The sequence below is a fragment of the Niallia sp. FSL K6-0212 genome (assembly GCF_038007605.1).
Classification (GTDB): domain Bacteria; phylum Bacillota; class Bacilli; order Bacillales; family Cytobacillaceae; genus Niallia; species Niallia circulans.
Genome location: NZ_JBBOXL010000001.1, coordinates 656,203 through 676,960, shown reverse-complemented (window position 1 = coordinate 676,960; position 20,758 = coordinate 656,203). Strand labels below are relative to the sequence as shown.

The 20,758-nt window shown below is 36.3% G+C and carries 18 protein-coding genes and 1 pseudogene; 16 read left to right on the top strand and 3 right to left on the bottom strand.

Going from position 1 to position 20,758, the window contains the following annotated elements; genetic code table 11:
• Nucleotides 1–1,059: 1,059 nt before the first annotated feature.
• The 10 genes from MHH96_RS03015 (at nucleotide 1,060) to MHH96_RS02970 (ending at nucleotide 11,852) form a co-directional block, all read left to right on the top strand.
• The gene (locus tag MHH96_RS03015) at nucleotides 1,060–2,766 is read left to right on the top strand and encodes an NAD-dependent malic enzyme (protein ID WP_341116611.1); all 1,707 of its coding nucleotides are present in this window, start codon (nucleotides 1,060–1,062) and stop codon (nucleotides 2,764–2,766) included.
• An 81-nt stretch (nucleotides 2,767–2,847) separates the two neighbouring features.
• A complete protein-coding gene (locus MHH96_RS03010) occupies nucleotides 2,848–3,795 on the top strand; it encodes an AEC family transporter (RefSeq protein WP_095322457.1) in 948 nt (315 codons plus the stop codon).
• A 484-nt stretch (nucleotides 3,796–4,279) separates the two neighbouring features.
• The gene (locus tag MHH96_RS03005; RefSeq protein ID WP_336045001.1) at nucleotides 4,280–4,507 is read left to right on the top strand and encodes a hypothetical protein; all 228 of its coding nucleotides are present in this window, start codon (nucleotides 4,280–4,282) and stop codon (nucleotides 4,505–4,507) included.
• A gap of 329 nt (nucleotides 4,508–4,836) precedes the next feature.
• A complete protein-coding gene (locus MHH96_RS03000) occupies nucleotides 4,837–6,066 on the top strand; it encodes an MFS transporter (protein ID WP_061799563.1) in 1,230 nt (409 codons plus the stop codon).
• Between the two features lie 118 nt (nucleotides 6,067–6,184).
• Nucleotides 6,185–6,958 carry an IclR family transcriptional regulator gene (locus MHH96_RS02995; protein ID WP_061799402.1) on the top strand — a complete coding sequence of 258 codons (774 nt, stop codon included), beginning with the start codon at nucleotides 6,185–6,187 and terminating at the stop codon, nucleotides 6,956–6,958.
• A gap of 18 nt (nucleotides 6,959–6,976) precedes the next feature.
• Entirely contained in the window at nucleotides 6,977–8,242 is a 1,266-nt protein-coding gene (locus MHH96_RS02990; protein WP_341116609.1) for a Zn-dependent hydrolase, read from the top strand.
• 26 nt (nucleotides 8,243–8,268) lie between these two features.
• Entirely contained in the window at nucleotides 8,269–9,054 is a 786-nt protein-coding gene (locus MHH96_RS02985; protein WP_341116608.1) for a dihydroorotate dehydrogenase electron transfer subunit, read from the top strand.
• Entirely contained in the window at nucleotides 9,051–9,962 is a 912-nt protein-coding gene (locus MHH96_RS02980) for a dihydroorotate dehydrogenase (protein WP_172865888.1), read from the top strand. The genes MHH96_RS02985 and MHH96_RS02980 overlap by 4 nt, the downstream gene beginning before the upstream one ends.
• A gap of 206 nt (nucleotides 9,963–10,168) precedes the next feature.
• Entirely contained in the window at nucleotides 10,169–11,614 is a 1,446-nt protein-coding gene (gene allB / locus MHH96_RS02975; RefSeq protein ID WP_061799390.1) for an allantoinase AllB, read from the top strand.
• 52 nt (nucleotides 11,615–11,666) lie between these two features.
• Nucleotides 11,667–11,852, top strand: a complete 186-nt coding sequence (locus MHH96_RS02970) for a hypothetical protein (protein WP_061799388.1) — start codon at nucleotides 11,667–11,669, stop codon at nucleotides 11,850–11,852.
• 169 nt (nucleotides 11,853–12,021) lie between these two features.
• Here MHH96_RS02970 and MHH96_RS02965 read toward each other — a convergent pair whose 3' ends face one another.
• Nucleotides 12,022–12,930 (bottom strand): helix-turn-helix transcriptional regulator, encoded by a 909-nt coding sequence (locus MHH96_RS02965; protein ID WP_061799387.1) that lies wholly within the window; start codon nucleotides 12,928–12,930, stop codon nucleotides 12,022–12,024.
• Between the two features lie 76 nt (nucleotides 12,931–13,006).
• Between MHH96_RS02965 and MHH96_RS02960 the strand changes: the two genes are divergently transcribed.
• From MHH96_RS02960 to MHH96_RS02940, 5 genes and pseudogenes are all read left to right on the top strand, one after another.
• Nucleotides 13,007–13,459, top strand: coding sequence for a VOC family protein (locus MHH96_RS02960; protein ID WP_061799386.1), 453 nt, complete (start codon nucleotides 13,007–13,009; stop codon nucleotides 13,457–13,459).
• 188 nt (nucleotides 13,460–13,647) lie between these two features.
• On the top strand, nucleotides 13,648–15,093 hold the full coding sequence (locus tag MHH96_RS02955; protein WP_061799385.1) for a right-handed parallel beta-helix repeat-containing protein: 1,446 nt from the start codon (nucleotides 13,648–13,650) through the stop codon (nucleotides 15,091–15,093).
• Between the two features lie 268 nt (nucleotides 15,094–15,361).
• Entirely contained in the window at nucleotides 15,362–15,901 is a 540-nt protein-coding gene (locus tag MHH96_RS02950; RefSeq protein ID WP_061799383.1) for a hypothetical protein, read from the top strand.
• Between the two features lie 132 nt (nucleotides 15,902–16,033).
• Nucleotides 16,034–16,375, top strand: coding sequence for a MazG nucleotide pyrophosphohydrolase domain-containing protein (locus tag MHH96_RS02945; RefSeq protein WP_047941978.1), 342 nt, complete (start codon nucleotides 16,034–16,036; stop codon nucleotides 16,373–16,375).
• Nucleotides 16,356–16,924: pseudogene (locus MHH96_RS02940) on the top strand (PTS transporter subunit EIIC); the annotation flags it as partial. The gene MHH96_RS02945 and the pseudogene MHH96_RS02940, both read left to right, overlap by 20 nt.
• 599 nt (nucleotides 16,925–17,523) lie before the next feature.
• Here MHH96_RS02940 and MHH96_RS02935 read toward each other — a convergent pair.
• Complete coding sequence (locus tag MHH96_RS02935) at nucleotides 17,524–18,252, bottom strand: SIS domain-containing protein (RefSeq protein WP_341116603.1); 729 nt, start codon at nucleotides 18,250–18,252, stop codon at nucleotides 17,524–17,526.
• 59 nt (nucleotides 18,253–18,311) lie between these two features.
• Nucleotides 18,312–19,703, bottom strand: a complete 1,392-nt coding sequence (locus MHH96_RS02930; protein WP_047941983.1) for a sugar phosphate nucleotidyltransferase — start codon at nucleotides 19,701–19,703, stop codon at nucleotides 18,312–18,314.
• A gap of 226 nt (nucleotides 19,704–19,929) precedes the next feature.
• Here MHH96_RS02930 and MHH96_RS02925 point away from each other — a divergent pair, with 226 nt between their 5' ends.
• Nucleotides 19,930–20,643 (top strand): GntR family transcriptional regulator, encoded by a 714-nt coding sequence (locus tag MHH96_RS02925; RefSeq protein WP_061799376.1) that lies wholly within the window; start codon nucleotides 19,930–19,932, stop codon nucleotides 20,641–20,643.
• Nucleotides 20,644–20,758: the final 115 nt, after the last annotated feature.

Genomic DNA, 20,758 nt, shown 5'->3' with positions numbered 1-20,758 from the left:
GTGTATCATTAATCTTCCATATTTCTTGATAACTTATGATTCAATTCCTAAAAAATTAGCGTAAATAATAGTGGTTTTTATTTTATTTCCCAAAATAGTATATTAAATCGCTAAAAAACAGAAAATAAAATAGAGGGAGATTATCATTAAGCTCAAATAAATATAACATTTGTACTTTATTAACACGAAGTGAACATTTAATCTATAGTATAAATTAGTTCATGTCTGCTTCCATGGATAAAGGTAACATTTAAACTTTTTTCCAATGTCTTGGACAGAGCTCAATTAAGGATATTTTATCGTTCTTGAACATATTAAAATGAAACAATGGATATAATATTTATAAACACTTTATGTATTGCAAAAGTAATACAACTATGATCCCTCTGTCTAGACTGGCGTTCATGGACGTTGACGAAATTTCTTCTTTGGACAAAAAAGAAATTTCCAGACAGTGTGTTTGAGGTTAATAATGATACCGAGCCGTGGTACAGTCAAATAGAATATCAAAAAGAGAAAGTGAAGTAGAAATAGATCATTTTCTCAACAAAAGTTGAAGGCAGAAAACAATCTTCATCAGGAGGCTGTTTTTTTATAATACTTCCTAAGGACAATCATATTAATGAACTAGCTAAATTTTACCTAGTTAACCTAATAAAGGGTAAAGAGTAAGCTGGAGGTAAAAGCAAAAACAAGGATGCTAAATTGTTTCCACTAAGGATAAGTGATTTCGTTGTTTTTTTTCTATGATGATAAAACGGTACCATCGACGCTGTTACTAAAGTCCCCTTATTTTTCATAAACTTTTGTCTAAATCAATTCCTTGACAAGCATTTTTAGCAGGAGTATATTTGGTAACGGATTATAACTAGGGTAGAAAAAATTATTAAAAAAGAGGAAGAATGACCTATAGAGAGAAGGGGGAAAGTTTAATTAGAGGTAGGAAAGAGGCTTAGAGAGAACCTCATAAGGAAAAGAAGTGTCGGAAATTATCTTGAATTAAAGATTTCTTAATTTGAGAATTTCTGTTAACTTACAAAAAGAAAGAAGGAGCAAGACATGGCAATAGGAACAATTAGTAAACAAGATGTTATTCAAACAAATTTAAAAGGAAAACAGCTCTTATTAAATCCTTTTCTTAATAAAGGCGTAGCTTTTTCGAAAGAGGAGCGTCAAGAGCTTGGTTTAAATGGTTTATTACCAACTCAAATTCTAACATTAGAAGAACAAGCAAAACGTAGTTACGAACAATTTTCTGCCCAAACAAGTGATTTACGTAAAAACGGTCTTTTATATGATTTGTACAATCGAAACGTTGTTCTATTTTACAAAGTACTTCAGGATAACCTGAACGAAATGCTGCCCATTATTTACACTCCTACTGTTGGAGAAGTGATTCAAAAGTACTCTCATGAATACCATATTCCTGGTGGATTATATTTATCTATCGATAATATGGAGAACATGGAAGAAGCTTTTAACAATTTAAATATTCCTAGTGATGGAATTGATTTAATCGTAGTAACTGATTCAGAAAGCATTCTTGGAATTGGAGATCAGGGTGTCGGAGGAATTAATATTGCGATCGGTAAACTAGCTGTGTATACGGCAGCGGCTGGCATAGATCCTAGTAGAGTGCTTCCAATTGTGTTGGATGTAGGAACAAACAATGAAGCTTTAATTCAAGATCCATTATATCTTGGTAATAAATTTAGTCGTGTTCGCGGCAAAAACTATGATCAGTTTATTGAGCGATTTGTGGAAAATGCCTTGAAGACTTTTCCAGATGTTCTCCTTCATTGGGAAGACCTTGGAAATGTAAATGCTCGTGCAATCATGGAAAAATACAGTGATAAAATTCTTACTTTCAATGATGATATCCAAGGAACAGGCGCTGTTACTTTGGCGGCCGTCATGTCTGCTTTAAAGGTTACGAAAGAGTCTCTTTCTGATCAGCGAATTGTTATCTTTGGACCAGGTGCTGCTGGCATTGGGAATGCAGATCAAATGGTAGAAACAATGGTATTAGAGGGAGTTTCGAGAGAAGAAGCGTATAATCGCTTTTGGCCAATTGACTTCCGTGGATTATTAACAGATGAAACTCCAGATGTTGTTTCTTTCCAACAGCCATATGTTCGTTCTGCAAAAGAAGTAGAGGATTGGGAAAGAAACGAGGAAAATATTATTCCGCTTCTAGAAGTTATTAGAAAAGTAAAGCCGACTATTCTTATCGGTACATCTGGACAAGCTGGTGCTTTCTCTGAAGAAGTGGTAAAAGAGATGGCTAAACATGTTGAACGTCCGATTATCATGCCGATGTCTAATCCAACTCCATTAGCAGAAGCTACACCAGAAGACATTATTAAATGGACAGATGGGAAAGCACTAATTGCTACTGGTAGTCCATTTAAAGCCGTGGAGTATAACGGTGTCACATATGAAATTGGTCAATCGAATAACGCGTTTGTGTTTCCAGGACTAGGGTTAGGAGCAATTATTGCAAAAGCTTCCATTATTTCAAAAGGAATGTTTGCAGCCTCCGCAAATGCTGTTGCATCATTATCTGATAGCAGCTCGCTTGGGGCATCTATCCTTCCTTCCATTGACAAATTACAAGAGGTATCTAAAGCCGTAGCTATAGCAGTAGCTGAAGCTGCGATCGAAGAAGGAATTGCGCAAGCGGAAATAGAGGATATAGAACAAGCGCTTAATGATTATATGTGGAACCCTGAATATAAAACAATAACATTAAAACAAGACAATTAAATAAATAGAATCGTCTTGCAATCACTGTAAGACGATTCAAACAGCTTAGAAACGAACAAAGGGAAAGTGAAGTGAATTACCATGTCTCTTGGACATATATTTTTAGTATTAATCCCCATCTTTTTTACCATTATTTTAGGATATTTAGGTGGCTATCTAAACATTTTTAATGCTGATTCTTCTAAAGGTCTCAATACATTAGTAACAAAATTTGCACTACCAGCGCATTTATTTATTGGAATTACAACTACATCGAAGCAAACATTAATCGATCAATGGCCGTTTTTCTTAAATATGTTTATAGGTATTATTGGTTTTTATGTCATATTACTACTTATTGCGAAGTTTATTTTTAAATATGATGTTACAAAAGCTTCGATGTTCTCATTAAATTCTACGCAGCCGGCATTTGCTTTTATGGGGATTTCTGTGCTTGGTAGTTTATTCGGACAACAAGAAGTTGCTATTCCTATTGCGATTACAGGAATTGTGGTTAATGCTATTTTAGATCCTTTAGCAACAATTGTGGGGAATATCGGCGAAAGTAATAAAGGGAAAGCAAAGGATGAGAAGGGAAGCACAATAGGTATTATTTTGCATGGATTAAGTGAACCACTTGCTTGTATTCCATTACTAGCAGTTGTATTGACACTATTTGGTTTCCACTCACCAGAAATAGTACAAAGTGCGCTTGATCAAATTGGCTCCGTAACATCTGGTGTTGCTTTATTTGCGGTAGGGGTAACCGTAGGTATTCGCAAGATCAATTTCCAAGGAGTTGCTTTTGGTATTTCACTATTAAAAGTGATAGTGCTGCCAGTATTTATGATATTGGTTGCTCATCTAGTAGGGTTAAACCATGCCGATACAGTAAAAGCTATTTTATTAGTAGCATTCCCAGGATCAGCCGTTGCAGCGATGATTTCAACTAGATTCGATTCGCTAACAACAGAAACAGCATCTTCTTTCGTAATTAGCACTATATTATCATTAATTACATTACCAATCTTTATAACCTGGTTGATTTAAATAAATAAAAAGGAAGCAGAAGGGGGGTTTTTCTGCTTTCCTTTTTTTATTGGTGACAGGCACCATAAAAAGACATCCTATCAATTTTGTCCATCTTAGAAGGACAAATTGATGGTAGAGGCTATGTTAATGGTATATAGAAATAGGGCCTTGATAACTAAGGAGAAAAATACTCTGCCATTCCACAACAAAAAAACACTAACATTAAGTTATTTTAAGAATAGATGACAACAGCTTCTTCTAACCAAAATGAAAATGGTAAGATAATATTAATCAGATAAGGGAGGGGACTCATCATCATGTTTTTCCTAAAAGATGAAGGATTTGAATATAGCAAGACACAACTAAAATAGAAGTAATCGATATACGTAATATAGAAGACTTTATTCAATTACAATTAAGATTTACATTTGACTTTAGTTTTGGAACATTTTCTCATGAGGTAACTTGGTCTAACCATGATATAGAAGCGGTGGTGTCCCAATTGGAAAACCTCCATCTTTCTGGAGACATCACAGCCATTGAACCCGACATTTCATTCAGCTATCAAAAAATGGAGGGAAATCTTTATACATTTTATATTCACTTTGACAATGGAATGATTCATTCAAACATGGGAACAGACTCAGGGATTAGCCTTAGATTAATAATTAATAGACAGTCTTTAGTAGATTGGGCAAGGCAGCTAACCAAACTATTACACCATACATAATAATTTATTATAGTTAAGTATAAAAATCCTTCCCCTCATCGCCATTCCAGATGAGGATATTTTTGTATGGATCAAACTAGAAATAAATATCTGAAAATAAAAAATATTGTCATATTTTCTGACAATATAATAGATTTTCAAAAAAGTTAATAGTAATATACGTTTATGTTACTTAATTTTGAAACATCGTTCCGTTCAGTGAAACACTGCTGGTAGAAAGACATACAAGGGTTATTTTGGGGAGAGGAGAAGGGGAGCAGGTTTTGATAGAAAGATAACAGGATAGAATCGGTCATATTTAAGTTAAGGGGAGGAGTTATTCAGTGAATATGAAAGCATATGAAAATTCAGAGGTACCGGAAAAGAAGATAACGGGTTATCAGTGGAAAACGCTATGGTCTTCAACGGTTGGATATGCCATGGATGGGTTAGATATGATGATTTTGGCTTATACACTGCCGCTCATAATTGCTTTTTTTGGCATTAATCAAGCGCAAGCGGGAAGCCTTTCTACTATTACATTGCTTGGAGCTGTAATTGGTGGAATTGTATTTGGGGTAATGGCGGATAAATTTGGGCGAGTACGGGTGTTTACTTGGACTATTTTAATATTTTCTGTTTTTACAGGTTTATGTGCTTTAGCTCCTAATTTAGAAACATTTGCGATTTTTCGCTTTTTAGCTGGTTTAGGTCTTGGTGGAGAATTTGGAATTGGGATGACGCTTGTCAGTGAGACTTGGCCGAAGAAGTATCGCTCTCGTGCTACATCTGTAGTAGCGGTTGGATTTCAGTTAGGGATTGTTCTTGCTACTTTAACCGTATTGTTTATTGCACCGAAATTTGGATGGCATGGTGTATTCCTTGCAGGGGTAGTACCAGCGGTTTTTGCGTTTTGGTCCCGCAAAAATTTAAAGGAACCAGAGATTTGGACAAAACTTAAAGAAGAAAATAAAAATAAAATTGCCATTGGACAATTATTTGCTTCAAAGGAAACAACGAAGATAACGATTGGCTTAATTATCGCCACAAGTGTTCAAAACTTTGGCTTTTATGGCATTATGACGTGGATGCCGACGATGCTTGCTTCGGAACTAGGCTACAATTTTAATAAAACAACTTTATGGACGGTAACAACAATTGTCGGGATGATATTAGGGATTTTAATCTTTGGTTATTTGGCAGACAAAATTGGACGCAGACCATCTTATATCACTTTCCTGATTGCTGCGGCAATTATTGTTTGGGTCTATTTCCAAGTAACATCGACAGCAGCTTTATTGCTTCTTGGCGGCGTATTAGGATTCTTTGTAAATGGGATGATGGGTGGATATGGAGCCCTGCTAGCAGAGCATTATAATACAGAAGTCCGTTCCACTGCAGAAAACATTATTTTTAATGTAGGGAGAGCAATCGCGGGATTTGCGCCATTTATTATTGGTTATATTTCTCTTAATCATTCTTTAAGCTATGCACTTAGCTTATTGTCCGGTGTTTACATTTTATCTGCACTAGCATTTATCTTTTTAATTCCTGAATCAAAGGATAAAGAGATTGTTTAAGAATTAAGGTTACAATCTATATTTTAAGAGAGAAGGGTGTTTTTATGACACCTTCTCTTATTTAAAAAATGGAACGATGTTCCGCTTAGAGAAACTTTTTTAAAAGGAGAGACATGGCTTGGAATGGTTAAATCGCTTTACAGTTGTAATGGACTGCCTCTCTTCTAATGCCAATATAGGAATGGGTGTCAGTGAACTTGCGAGAGAGACAGATTTAAGTAAGGGTACGATTCATCGAATGCTTACAAGTATGTGTGAACATCAGCTTGTTGTGCAGGATAAAACGACTAAACAGTATTATCTAGGACCGAAAACGATGCTGTGGGGCAGTCAATTTTTAAGATTGCAGGATCCGATTAAATTACTGGGCAGATATGGAGAAAAATTATCTAATGAAACCAATCTGTATACCTTCATTTGTCGTTATCATGGAGGCGATGTCTATTGTGTTTACACCCATCAGCCATCAGATCTGCGCAATAAATATTTTGTTCATGTGGGACAACGGATGCCGATTCATAGTGCCGCAGCAGCAAAAGTAATTTTGGCGTATCAAGAGGAAGCAATGATTGAGAAGATGGTGCAAGAGACACCCTTTGAAGCTACCACCCCCTATACGAAAACGAATCCTCTCGATATCAAACAAGAACTAAAAGAAATCTATCATTCCCAACTCGCATTTTGCATTGAAGAATTGGAAATAGGCGTATCTGCTATTTCCGCGCCAATATTTTATGATGACAAAAAAACGAATGTCAGTATCAGCATTGTTGGCGAAAGTGACTATATCGAAATGCAGCAAGAAATATTAGTGAAACAAATAAACGAAGTGGCCAAAGAGGCAAGTGAACATATGAAATCTATGCATCTATTAAGTTCTATTCGCTTATAAAGAGAAGGGCGGAGCTCCATGGCCCATAATCAAGGAGATAGAAAGATGGATCGAAAAAGAAGATACGAAGAACTGTTGAATAATATGAATCAATATAATTCGGGAACGAAAGGAATCACAAGAGTGGCCTTTACAAATGAGGAACAGGCATGCAGTCATGCCTTTATGCGTTTGTGTAAAAATGAGGGCCTAGAAATTAGAATGGATTATTGCGGCAATATTATTGCGAGAAGAGAAGGAAAGCAAAAAGATCTTCCACCAGTTGTCATAGGGTCCCATCTAGATACCGTTTACCAAGGTGGTAAATACGATGGCGTAGTAGGAGTTACAGCAGGTTTAGAAGTGATAAAACGCCTCAATGAACAAAACCTGGAAACGGAACATCCGATTGAGATTATTTCTTTCGCCTGTGAAGAATCGTCTCGATTCGGGGTCTCAACGGTTGGAAGCAAAGCAATGGCAGGAACACTGCAAAAGGAGAAGTATCGTCATCTGAAGGATAAGGATGGAATTACCTTTGAAAAAGCTCTTTCACTTTGTGCTCTGCGATTTGATCAATTGGATTTGGCAAGCAGAGCGACAGAACGTTTTCAAGCTTTCTTTGAATTACATATTGAACAAGGTCCGATTCTGATGAATACCAATAAGAAAATTGGGATAGTAACAGGGGTTGCGGCACCCGTCCGCTTCATTATTGAAGTAAAAGGCGCTGCTTCACATTCTGGTACAACACCGATGAATATGCGCAAGGATGCATTGCTTGGGGCAAGTGAACTAGCGCTTGCTTTAGAAGAAGCAGCGAAAGAAGAACAGCATAACGGTACCGTCGCAACAATCGGGGTGCTTTCCATTCCAATGGGGGCGATGAATGTGGTACCAGGTACAGTCGAAATGAAAGTCGATATTCGCTCCACTTCGACTGCCTCTAGAAATAAAGTACTCACTGCTCTTTTAAAAAAAATGGAGGATGTTCAGGAAAGACGAGGTTTAACGATAACTTCACAGGAGATTAGCAAGGAAGAGCCTGTTCAGTTATCAAAAGAGCTTACTTTTCAAATAGAAAAAATTTGTCTGGAAAAAAAGCTTCCTTATCAATGGATGCAAAGTGGCGCTGGGCATGATGCCATGAATATGACTTCCTTCGGTCCAGTTGGCTTAATCTTTATTCCGTCTTTAAACGGGATTAGTCATCATCCAGATGAACATACCGATTTAGACGATATTTTAATCGGAATTGATGTATTAGAGGCAGCTGTATTACAGCAAGCAATAGCCGTGTATTAATTAAAGAAAGGAAGGAGAGAAAAAGGATGGCAGTGAAGGCAGAAATAATATTTAACAAGCAAGTAAGCAAGCGGTATTTTCATTTAAAAGTAAAAGTTCCCAATCAGCAGCTATTCCCAGTTCAAGCGGGTCAATTTTTTCATATCAAATGCAATGATGGACCTAAGCCCTTGTTACGCAGACCACTTAGTATTTTTCGCATCAATGAAGCAGAAAGTACATTGGAGTTTCTTTATTTAGTAAAAGGAGTTGGGACAAAGGCTTTAGCGGAGCGAAAGTCGGAAGAGAAGCTGGATATACTTGGTCCATTAGGGAAGGGATTTAGCATAGCGGAAGGAAGTGAAAATATTCTTGTTGTTGCTAGAGGTGTAGGAATTGCCACCCTTTCCGCTCTTGCTTTCAAGATGAAAAGTAAGAATATTTCGTGTTTTGCGATTGTCAGTGCTAGAACAGAGGAAGATTATTTAGTGGAAGCGGAGTTAAAGGCAGCTGGTGTGGAAGCTGTGTTTGTAAATGATGAAGCTGGAACGAGTGATCCTCAGTACGTAAAACTTTTAGCAGAAACATGGATAAGCGAAAAAAAGATAGATGGCATCTATACATGTGGATCAAGAAGACTATCTATATTAATGAAGGAATTAGCATATGAACACAAGCTTTTTGCTGAAATCGCCTTGGAAGAAAATATGGGATGCGGGATTGGTTCTTGCTATGGATGTGTCTGTCAGATTGAAGAAGAGGAACGCATCCGTCCAGTACGGATTTGTATGGAAGGTCCAGTCTTTCCGTTAGAAAAGGTGGTATTTGCATGAGTGGCTTGGAAGTAACATTAGGCAATCTTCATTTGCGAAATCCGGTTATGCCAGCGTCTGGAACATTTGCGGAACAAATGACTAATTATATTGATATCAATCAGATTGGGGCCATTATTCCCAAAAGCATTACAAAGAATCGGCGAACAGGCAACCCCACCCCTCGTATTTGTGAAACAAAGGCTGGTGGCATGATTAATTCGATTGGGATTCAAAGTGAGGGATTAACGTATTTTAAAGAAAAGACAATCCCCTTTTATGCAGCTTTTTCGACTCCTCTTATCCCTAGTGTGTCAGCCGACAGCATCGAGGAATTTGTGGAGGTTAGCGCAGAGCTCGGTGCTATGGACGAGGTGGATGCCATTGAATTAAATATTTCCTGTCCCAATTTGAAAAATAATGGGATGGCGTTTGGCATGGATCCATCTATTTCGCATGAATTAGTAAGCCAGGTACGAAAGTCGACAAATAAGCCGCTCATTCCGAAGTTATCTCCTAATGTAACAAGTATTGTGGAGATTGCCAAAGCTTGTGAAGCAGCCGGCGCCGATATTTTAACGGTTTCCAACACATTTTTGGCTATGTCTATTGATGTTCATACTAGAAAACCGAAGATCAGCAATGTAATGGGCGGCTATTCCGGCCCAGCTATTTTGCCCCTCGTTGTCCGAATGGTTTACCAAGTGTATCAGGCAACCTCCCTTCCGATTATAGGATGCGGAGGCGTCATGAATGGAGAGGATGCCATCGAATTAATGCTCGCGGGTGCGTCCGCTGTACAAATTGGCACAGCTTCCTTCGTCGATCCAGAAGCAATGATAACGATCCGCGATGAAATAGAAGCCTATATGCAGGCGCATGGAATAAAGGATATACAAGAGATTATTGGTGGAGTGGTGGTTCGGTAGTCGAATGGATGGAGGTTTGGCTGAAAAGGCAGCGGTTTTGGCTGATAAAAGAGAAGTTTGGCTGAAAAGATAGCGATTTTGGCTGAAAAAACGAAAGAATGGCTGATATCCATGCCGTTTTGGCTGATAAACCCCAAAGAATGGCTGATATCCTCGCCGCATTGGTTGATAAATCAATTTTTTCATATAAAAAAGGAGTGGAGAATATGTTGTGGGATCATGTTATTAAAAACGGCTATTTATATACCGGAAATGGATTTAAAAAAGGGCATCTCTATATAAAAGACGGAAAGATTGCGGCCATCTCTCAGGATGAATTAGCGGGAGAAGCGGCAGAGGTAACAGATGGAGAGGGATTATATGTTTGTCCTGGCTTTATGGATACCCATATTCATTCAAGGGATCCAGGTCCAACGTATAAAGAAGATTTTTATTATAGCACCCAAGCTGCAGCGGCAGGTGGGATTACGACTGTTTTTGAAATGCCGAACACTAATCCTCCTATAAATAATGTCGAAAATTTTGAGAAACAAAAGAAAAACCTTGCGGCCAAAGCACATGTGGATTTCGCCATATGGGGAATCTGCTTAGGGGATGCTAACCGAGAGGATATCGTTCCACTGCACCATGCTGGGGTTATTGGCTTTAAGTTTTTCTGGGGCTATGCCATTAATAAAGAGACTTATCAGTTGATGTATAACTATAAGGATGGAGACGAAGGCGTCATTCCGCCGCTTTCAGATGGAGAGGTCTATAGTATTTTCCGAGAAGTTCAAAAAACGGGACAAATTCTTGCTATTCATGCGGAAAATAATCAAATAATTCAACGGCTGACAGAGGAAGTAGAAGCTTCCGGGAAAAGAGATTATGAGGCACTTCTGCAAGGACGCCCGAACTTAGCAGAGGAAATGACCATTCAATCTGGGATTGCATTGGCGAAAAATCTTGGCACTAGACTGCATATTCTTCATGTAAGTACAGGAGAAGGGGTAAAGTTAATAAGACAAGCACAAGCAGATGGCTATACAAATATTACATCAGAAACATGTCCGCATTATCTCTTTTTATCCAATGAGGATTATGAAAGAGTTGGCCCGCAGATGAAGGTATATCCGCCTATTAAATATAAAAAGGATCAGGAAGAGCTGTGGAGAGGAATTCAAGATGGTACCGTAACGGTTGTCTGCTCCGACCATGCTCCTCATACCGAGGAAGAAAAGGATGGCAGCTTATGGGATATTCCTGCTGGAATGTGCGGTGTTGAAACATTAGCACCACTACTATTAAACGCAGTAAGTGAAGAGAAAATCTCTTTAGTCGATGCCTGTAAACTCCTTTCCGAAAACCCAGCAAGGCAATATGGAATCTATCCGCAAAAAGGATCATTACAAGTAGGAACCGATGCAGATATTACAATAGTAGATATGAAGAAAAAACATACTATTAAAAGAGAAGAGCTCCACAGTAAAAGCAAGGTAACAGCATACGACCAAACTCCTATTACAGGAATGCCAGTCGCCACCATTGTCCGCGGAACAAAAGTAATGGAAAACGGCCAAATTATCAGTCAACCAATTGGAAGAATCGTGGTGCCAGGAGGGAATGAGAGGGACGGTTCTTCTTTCCAGCTTAGGAGCATAGGTGATTTGTGATTGCTTCTATTAAAGTTTTGTAGATAAAAAAAACAGGAGGAGAGCGGGATAAATGAATAAAAAAGAGAAGCTAGATTCTTTTATAAAACTATACCACCTAATCAACTTTTACTACGAAAACCGTGACCGCCCAGCAGATGGAGAATTCGACTTTTTTGAAGAAGTAAAAACCAATTGTGAAACATTAGAAATTGATTACGATGCGTTTATCCAGGAACTTCGATTGCAACGGTTGTGAGGGGGGAGAAGGGAATCAGAGGGAAGGCTCTGGATTCCCTTTTTCTAAAGGATTTTATGACTTATTGGAGTTTTTTTCTGTTAAACTTAATCATCAATAATAATAAAAGTATTGATCCAGTTTTTTTAAGCAATTATTAAGGAACTGAAAATGATGGTTAACATCAACTTTACTTATAAAGCTTCACTGTATCCTCCAAAAAATTTAAGTATTCAGCAATAAAAGCTTTAGGCTTTATAATTTTCACCTTATTACCGAATCCCGCTAAAAACTGGTAGGCAAATGGATTCATAGGCAATTCAATAGTGGCAAGATAACTTTCTGAGTTCCTCTTGTTAACAGCGTTCTTGCCATATCTCTCGATAAATTGATCTCTGACTGCAACGTCTATCAATAGCTGTACATTAACTAAATCTTGTTGTTCATTATGTTGCTTTTCTGCTTCCAATACCTTATCAGTTCTCGGTATAAAAAAACCGCCTTTGTTGATATTAGTCATCCTCGTCAATTTAAAGGTTCGATAATCTTCCCGTTCTAAACTATAACCAAAAAGGTACCAATGCATTTCTCGCAAATGCATCTTATAAGGTTCTACAACTCTGGAAGTTATATTTCCTATTGAGTCTACATACTCAAATTTTACTAACCAGTTATTTTCCATTGCTTGTTTTATTAATAAAACATCTTCATCTATTTGACTTCTTCCTTTCCAATCATAAAAAGTTACATCCAATTTTGGAGATATATTTGCACTGGTCATTCCTTTGATTTTTAGAATAGTCGTTTGAATTTCTTGATTTGTAATCAGCTGCTCAAAGCCACCTAAAGCTACGAGTATATTTTCAATATCATTCTGATTTAGTAATCGTTTATCGAATTTATACTCATCCATTAGTGCATATCCACCTTCAGCACCATATTTCGCATAAATAGGGATGTTTGCATAGCTTAATGCTTCCATATCACGTTGAATCGTTCGTTTCGTTACATGAAAAAGTCGACTAAATTCTGATGCGGAAACAACTTCTTTTTGTAATAAGATCATTACTATTGAAATAAGTCGCTCAATTTTTTTCATTTTCTCCTCCTATATACGACATATAGTTGTCGCTTATGTCCTATTATACTTTAAATATAAAAAGGAGGAATTAAATATGAAAGCAATAGGTTATTTACAATTCGATGGAAAAGCAGAAGAAGCGATAGACTTCTATGAAAAGGCATTACATGCAACAAATGTAAAAAAGGTGAGATTTGGCGCTTTTGGTCAAGATCCTAATGCTCCATTAACGGAAGAAGAGCAAAACATGATTATGGAATCTCGTATTGAGTTTTCAGGGAATATTCTAATGATTTCTGACGTCCTGCCTTTTATGCAAGTTATGACGGGCGAAATCGTAAAAGGGAATACCGTCTTAATCAGTATTATTGATGCAGATCAAAATAGGAATCAGCAAATATTTGAAAAGCTTGCAGAAGATGGTACTGTAATCATGCCGTTAGCTTCTACACCATGGTCAGCAAGTTTCGGAATGGTAGTGGATAAGTATGGAGTAACGTGGAAATTTAACAGTGAGGCGAGTAAATTTCTAGATAGTTTTAAGTAGGCGCAGGCAATACAAAAATTGTACTAATAGTTCTTTGTAAAATAAATCCCTATCTATTTTCAAATAGATGGGGGTTTTTTTGCTGTGATTTTCTAAAAGTAGAATGTGCTTCGGTAGGCAAGTCTTGCAGTATAATAACTGCTAGAGTACCATTAATTAAGAATAAATTAGATGAGGGGATAATAAATTTGAAAAAAGAAGTAGTAATCTTAATTGCGATTGTAATACTTGTTGTCATAATTTATGGGTTTATCGATTGGAGAGGAAAAACAGAGGATAGAGAGACAGAACCCAAAATAAACCAGGAGCAAGAAACTGGAATCCAATCTCTTTATGTTTCACCAACAGGAAATGATCGAAATGATGGAAGTAAGGAACATCCCTTTCAAACATTAAAAAAGGCGACAGATAAAGCGGTAGCAGGAACAACTGTTTATATACGTGAGGGGATTTACAAAGAACCGCTCACGGTTAAACATAGCGGCAAAAAAGAACTTCCGATTGTCTTTCAAGCCTATGATCAAGAGGAAGTAATAATTAGCGGTGTGGAGAAGGCAGAAAAAGAAGAGGAGACATCTCTCATAACCATTCAGAATAAAAATTATGTTTCTATTAAAGGATTAATAATGGAAGACTTATCTACTAGTCTTGCTGATGAAACAGTAATGGGAATATATATAGCAGGGTCAAGCAGCCATATTGTGATAGAGAACAATGTAGTAAGAAAAATCAGCACCCTGAACGAGGATGGGAATGCACATGGAATAGCAGTTTATGGAACAGAGGGAATGAAGAATATTGTCATTCGCAATAATGTGGTCCAAGATTTAAAGCTTGGAGCAAGTGAAGCACTTGTCTTAAATGGTAATATAGACGGATTTATCATTGAAGGGAATACAGTTCGTAATAATGATAATATTGGCATTGATCTAATTGGATACGAAGGAACGGGAAAAAAGGATGATTTCACCCGTAATGGAATAATCAGAAATAATATAGTATATAATAATTCTTCATTTGGTAATCCCGCTTATGGAGATGATTATAGTGCAGCGGGGATATATGTAGATGGCGGCAAAAATATAAAAGTGAAAGCTAATACGGTTTATCTTAATGACCTTGGGATTGAGGCAACATCTGAGCATCGAAAGAAGTATGCAGATAATATTGAGATTACCCACAACATAGTTTATGAAAATGTTTATACCGGTATATCTATTGGGGGATATGACGAAGAGCGTGGCGGTACTACCAACACTATTATTGCAAAAAATATTCTCTATCAAAATGATACAAAGGGGTTAGAGGGGGGACAGCTGCTTCTGCAATATGATACCAAAAAGAATACCATCCAACAAAATATCATGACAACTAGTTCTTCACAGTTATTTATCGTTAATGAATTTCAAAAAAATGTAGATAATCGACTAGTGAAAAATATTTATCATAAAGAAGAGAACAAACAGGGAAGATGGATCTGGAAAGGAGAAGAATATACAGATTTTATAGATTTTAAAGAAGCCTCCAACAGTGATAAGCAATCCATGTATATTGATCCAAAATATAAGAATCCCTTAAAGCATGACTTTGACTTGAAACCAAATTCCCCTGTTTACAATATTTTGAGTGAATGAGTAAGAAAGCAGGGGGGCTTCTGCTTTCCTTTTGTTCTATTGATTCCCATTTTATTCTAAATGCTTTTTGAAATACAGCTGACTACTTGTGAAAGAATATACACTTGGTTTTACACTCAATACCATTCAGAATGAAATTATACCTTTAAATAAAATAGTACTTTTGCAGTATATATAGCTAAAGTAAATGCAATCAGTCAGTAATATATGTAAGCAAGCAAACATTAAAGTTATGTAACGAATACAAATAAAATGGGGGCTTAAATAGTTGAAAACCATTTTTTTATTGAACTATGGTTCTGACTTAGAACATGAAAGAATAGATACTTTAGTCAAAGAAATGTTAATGCCATTTAGGAACCTTGGATATGATAAAATCAACAAAAATATTCCTAAGAATCCAGATGTAAAATTAATCATAGATACTTTTGACATTAATAAAGAGAAACATATAGAAAACCTATATTATCTAGAAGAGTTTTATATAATAGATAAGCAGTTTGAAAGATTTAAAGAAGAATTTACAAAGTTTAATGGATGTCATCTATATTGCAGGCCGAATCACAGAGGACATTACTATATACATATTAATAATATAGAATATACTGCACGATCGTTCGTTACAATTGACAATAAAGAAATTATACTAATAGATTATGAATCACCTGATAATGAGAAATTAAGAAGAAAGGTTTATCATTTACCTGAAAATTTTCAGTCGTTTAAAATATCGCTTGATAAAATACCCAACTACGAAGATAGAGAAAAAATGGTTCAAAAATGGATAAGCGAAATTATAAATTTTTAATAAAAAGGAATCTTATTTATTATTGTAATTCCTTTTAAAATAATGAATTCTCCTAGAAAATATCCTATTAAAACCATAAAAAATTTTCATTATTTTTGATAAACTTATAATTGAATTGGAGGTTAGATGAGTATGAATGTAACGGAATTTCAGCAATGGGTAAAGGATTATTATGAAGGCAGAGGCTGGTCTGATCTAGACATATTTATTAGAATTGGCTTTTTAGCAGAAGAAACAGGTGAGGTAGCACGCGCTATAAGAGCTCTTGAAATTGGTAGAGACAGGCCAGATGAAGTAGTAGGCTCATATGAGGAAAATAAACAGGAGTTAACGGAAGAACTAGGTGATGTGCTAGGTAATTTAATAGTAATTGCCAACAAGTACAATATTCCACTAGAAGAAGTGTTTCAGTCACATAAAAAGAAACTATCTGATCGTTATTCACAAACGACAACTTCTCAATCGCTTTATTGATATTATTTCAAATATTTTCTCCCCAGTTTTAGGTTTGCTAGCTGCCACAGGTATTATCAAAGGTTTTAATGCATTATTCGTGGCATTTGGCTGGATCAGTAATGTACTAGTAAATGCTCAGACAGGCACAATGGAGTCTACCTATGGAATCTATGCCTTATTAAAATGCGATAGGCGATGGTTTCTTCGTATTTTTGCCAATCTTCTTAGGTTATACGGCAATGAAAAAATTTGGCGGAACACCTATGTTAGGGATGGCTATCGCTACAGCTTTGGTACACCTAACTCTTGTGGATATCAAAGCGCTTGATTCAATTATGACAGTTTTTCAAGGAACACTATTTGAATCACCAATTCAAATCGAATTTTTAGGAATTCCCGTTGTTCTAATGACTTATACATCTAGTGTTATTCCGATTATCTTAGCAACCTATTTTGCGGAAAAAGTAAAAAAATGGTTAGTAAAAGGTAATGCCAGCGGTGGTAAAAAGCTTTTTTGTTCCACTATTCATCTTGTTATTGATTGTCCCGCTCACATTCTTAATTATTTTATACGAGTTAGATAGTCTAAAAGTATGCCACTACCACCCGTAGCAAAACTGGTTGTTTTTGTTACAGTAATTTGATTTCTTATTTATGCTGTTGTTGTAAAAAACTTCAGTATATTCCGAAGAGCCATTCAATGAAATAAGGCTTATTGTGCTTTCTTGGCAGTTTTTCGAAGAAAGAATTGGTTTTGTAAAAGAAGGAGCCCAGAAGAGGTTGGGAATTGCCTGATGGTATTGTAGAAACCAAAGAGGTAATTAAAGATGCAGTAATTCAGAAAAAATATCTTTAATATGTGGTGATTAGGTATACCTGTAAGTGGGGAACTACAAACAAGTTCAGAAAAGTTTAGAAGTTGTACTTTTTATTATTGAAGAGGCTTTAAATCTGATTGAGAATAATGACTATAAAGATATATCGGAAGCTGGTTTCAATCTTTTCAGAAAGGATTCAAAAGACTTCAAGCTTTGGGATTTTTGGTTTGCTGTAATGAGAGGGAAAAGTAATAAGAGAGAGTGCTCAAAAGTCAGACTTTTGGCACTCTCTTCCTTTTCTTGGTTTATTTTTAATAGCGTAATAAGGAAACACAAATTATGGATTACTTACCATTTCACATAATTTGAAAATATCTCATCATTAAATTGATCAGCCCCATCCACATTTGAACTCTTAAATACTGGAGGGGTAATACCAGCTTCTATTAAAAGCTTTAGAGATTCAACGATGAGAGCTTGAGCAAGGAAGCATCCAACGGCATCTGAAGTAGCTCCAGAATAAATGTCAGAGTTTGAGATCCGGAAACCAGCATCACCGATAACAGCGCCATTATCGAGTACTACATCAGCAAGTTCATAAAGTTTTTTTCCGCTCTGGTGTCTTGAAGTTACACTTTGAGAATGTTTAATGCTCGTCATAGCAATGACCTTTGCTCCCTTTTTCCTTGCCTCTATAGCCATTTCAACGGGTACAGTATTTCTTCCTGAGTTTGATACAATCATAATTACATCTTTGTCTGATACTTCATGTAAATTTAAGTACGACTTCGCAAGTCCTTCGATTCTTTCAAGATAGGTGCTTTTATTTGGGCGTTCATGCAACATTAACTCTGGAGGTAAAATAGCTGTGACTAAGGCAAGTCCACCTGCACGATTATAAATCTCTTCGGCAATCATATGAGAGTGCCCAGAACCGAATACATAAAATCTTCCACCCGACTTAACAGCTTGTGAGATGAGGTTAGCACCTTCTATAATGGATTCTTCTTGTGTTTCTTGAACTTCCATTAAAATATTGTTAAAGAATTTACTATAATCCGCAAATAATGATCCCATTGTTCTTCCTCCATTAAAAGTTTTTATTTTGAATTTATTACTATGATAGCTTTTAAGCTTTACCATCCATAACGATGAGTGTCCCATCCTTTTTCAATTAGAGTTTGTTGGGCATACAATAACGTCTTAGATGGTATATCTTTCTCCACTGCAACACCTGATCCGATAACGCAATTACTGCCTACTTTAGTTCCCGGCATATATAGACTCAAAATACCGGTCCGAGTAAAGTCACCAAAATAAACAGCATTTCCAAATTTCTCAGGAATTTCTCTTCTACCATTCACCTTTTGAGTTTGAGGCAGATCATCGAAACGAGTAATACCTACTGTGACTCCAGCAGCGATATCTGTTGATTCACCTATGATTCCGAACACTTCACCAAAATGTATAAAACTGACGTTATCAAAGGTAATACCGCTAAATTCTGCACAATGTCCAATGCGATTTTTACTCCCAATGACGCTATCAGGACCTATCCTACAAAAGTTTTCTATGCGACAATGAGAACCTATTACTACGTTTCCTTCTATAGTTACACCATTTTCAATTTTTGTATGATCTCCAATAATCGCATTTCCTTTTATCGTTACATATTTTCCTATTTCCACATGTTCTCCAAGCTTTATACATCCTTGAATATCAGCTGTCGGATGGATATTACAAGTCTCAGGAATATCATTATGTTGAAGTTTATTTGTCATAACCGATAGCGCCAGCTGATTAGCTTGCATTAGGTGCCAAGGCTTATCTATATCAATTACTCCATCTGTGATAGGATAGGATGAAACCGTATATCCTTCTTCTACTAACCATTGTAGACTTTGCTCAAATTCCATCTCGTGTTGTGGCATAACTCCTGTCGGTACATTTTTCATGAAACCTGGGTTATGGTGCAACATTCTCTTCAACGCTTTTGTACTTAGAGCAAAGACGCCTATGAGTCGCTCTTGTACATAATGAGGACGAGGGTGACCATAAATATTCTGAACACTGTTTCCGGTCCCTTTGGAAATTCCAAACCAATCAGGTGCAAATTCATTTGTTATAGGTTTAGATAAAATGAGTGTATCTACAGTATTAAGTTCTTTTTGATAGGCATCAACAAAACTAGTTAATCTCTCTAGAGTAATAAAGATATCTCCATACATGATCAACAAATGTTCGTCGTTAACGAGGGACACTACTTTTTCTAAACTATCTGCAGTCCCCTCAGTTACCGAGAGTTCAATAGTTTCAACTCCTTCAAAATCGCAAACAAGAGATTTAATTCTGCGTCCTAGATAACTAGTCACAATAATAATCCGGTCAAAAGACAAGCTCTTAAGATGGTTTACGAGATGAACGATATTTCCTTGGTTAGCTACTGGTAATGCTGCCTTAGGCCAATAATCATTATATGGCCACATTTTTTTTCCTTTACCTGCAGCCAATATAATAGCTGTTTTCACATCAATCACTCCGTATGTTTATTTAGTCAATTTAATCAAACCCTAAAAAGTAATGCAGTACGTCCTTTAAGTTGTTTAAATCTAATGAATCATATCCATAAAGATTTACACCATAATTCGAATTTATACCTCCTTTATAAATTGATATATACCAATTCTCTTTAATTATTATAAAAATATGTATATAATGTCAATAGAATAATCTTAAATAAAAGGAATGTGAAACATGAACAATAAAAAAACCCCTTTATATAAACAACTGAAAAAGGAAATTATACAAAAAATTGAAAGAGGGGAGTTGAAACCGGGTGATGTGTTACCACCTGAAAGAGAACTTGCAGAATTATTCGAAATGAGTCGTATGACGGTGAGGCAAGCTATTTCAGAATTGGTCAATGAATATATTCTCATAAGACGACACGGCAGCGGGACATATGTAGCTGAATCTAAAATTCCACAAGGTAGGCGTTTAAAGAGCTTTAGTGAGGACATGAGAGCGCGAGGGCTGTTGCCCGGATCCAAGGTTCTAGAGAAAACAATAATTGTAGAACCTCCTGCAAACATGATTGCTGATTTAAAATCTGAGGGAAAGATTCTTATGCTGAAGCGTTTAAGATTGGCAGATTTGTATCCTTTAGCAATTGAAACAATAATGCTGCCGATTGAAAAGTTTAATAATCTTGAAAGTAGAAACTTCGAGAACGAATCGCTATATCGAATCTTAGAGGATGAATACAGTATAAAGATTACAAAGGCTCAACAAAAAATCGAGGTAAGAATGCCTACTCCTCAGGAATCAGAATTACTTGAAATAAACTACTCTGTACCCGTCTTTCATTTTAAACAGATAACCTTTGATCAAAATAACGAAATTTTCGAGGTTGCTCATTCAGTATATAGGGGAGACAGATATGAAATAAATACTGAAATTTATAGCTAGACTATGAATACGAATCCAAAATAAGGGATTCGTATTTTTTTAAAATTAAATTGACAAAAATATCAGGTAAATATAAAATTTATGTAAATTGGTTCGTACCAATTTAGGGTTGGTA

Excerpts from the sequence above, each read along its gene's own strand:
- MHH96_RS03015 (WP_341116611.1), top strand. The coding sequence starts at position 1,060 with ATGGCAATAGGAACAATTAGTAAACAAGATGTTATTCAAACAAATTTA.
- MHH96_RS03010 (WP_095322457.1), top strand. The coding sequence starts at position 2,848 with ATGTCTCTTGGACATATATTTTTAGTATTAATCCCCATCTTTTTTACC.
- MHH96_RS03000 (WP_061799563.1), top strand. The coding sequence starts at position 4,837 with ATGAAAGCATATGAAAATTCAGAGGTACCGGAAAAGAAGATAACGGGT.
- MHH96_RS02990 (WP_341116609.1), top strand. The coding sequence starts at position 6,977 with ATGGCCCATAATCAAGGAGATAGAAAGATGGATCGAAAAAGAAGATAC.
- MHH96_RS02985 (WP_341116608.1), top strand. The coding sequence starts at position 8,269 with ATGGCAGTGAAGGCAGAAATAATATTTAACAAGCAAGTAAGCAAGCGG.
- MHH96_RS02980 (WP_172865888.1), top strand. The coding sequence starts at position 9,051 with ATGAGTGGCTTGGAAGTAACATTAGGCAATCTTCATTTGCGAAATCCG.
- allB (WP_061799390.1), top strand. The coding sequence starts at position 10,169 with ATGTTGTGGGATCATGTTATTAAAAACGGCTATTTATATACCGGAAAT.
- MHH96_RS02970 (WP_061799388.1), top strand. The coding sequence starts at position 11,667 with ATGAATAAAAAAGAGAAGCTAGATTCTTTTATAAAACTATACCACCTA.
- MHH96_RS02965 (WP_061799387.1), bottom strand. The coding sequence starts at position 12,930 with ATGAAAAAAATTGAGCGACTTATTTCAATAGTAATGATCTTATTACAA.
- MHH96_RS02960 (WP_061799386.1), top strand. The coding sequence starts at position 13,007 with ATGAAAGCAATAGGTTATTTACAATTCGATGGAAAAGCAGAAGAAGCG.
- MHH96_RS02945 (WP_047941978.1), top strand. The coding sequence starts at position 16,034 with ATGAATGTAACGGAATTTCAGCAATGGGTAAAGGATTATTATGAAGGC.
- MHH96_RS02935 (WP_341116603.1), bottom strand. The coding sequence starts at position 18,252 with ATGGGATCATTATTTGCGGATTATAGTAAATTCTTTAACAATATTTTA.
- MHH96_RS02925 (WP_061799376.1), top strand. The coding sequence starts at position 19,930 with ATGAACAATAAAAAAACCCCTTTATATAAACAACTGAAAAAGGAAATT.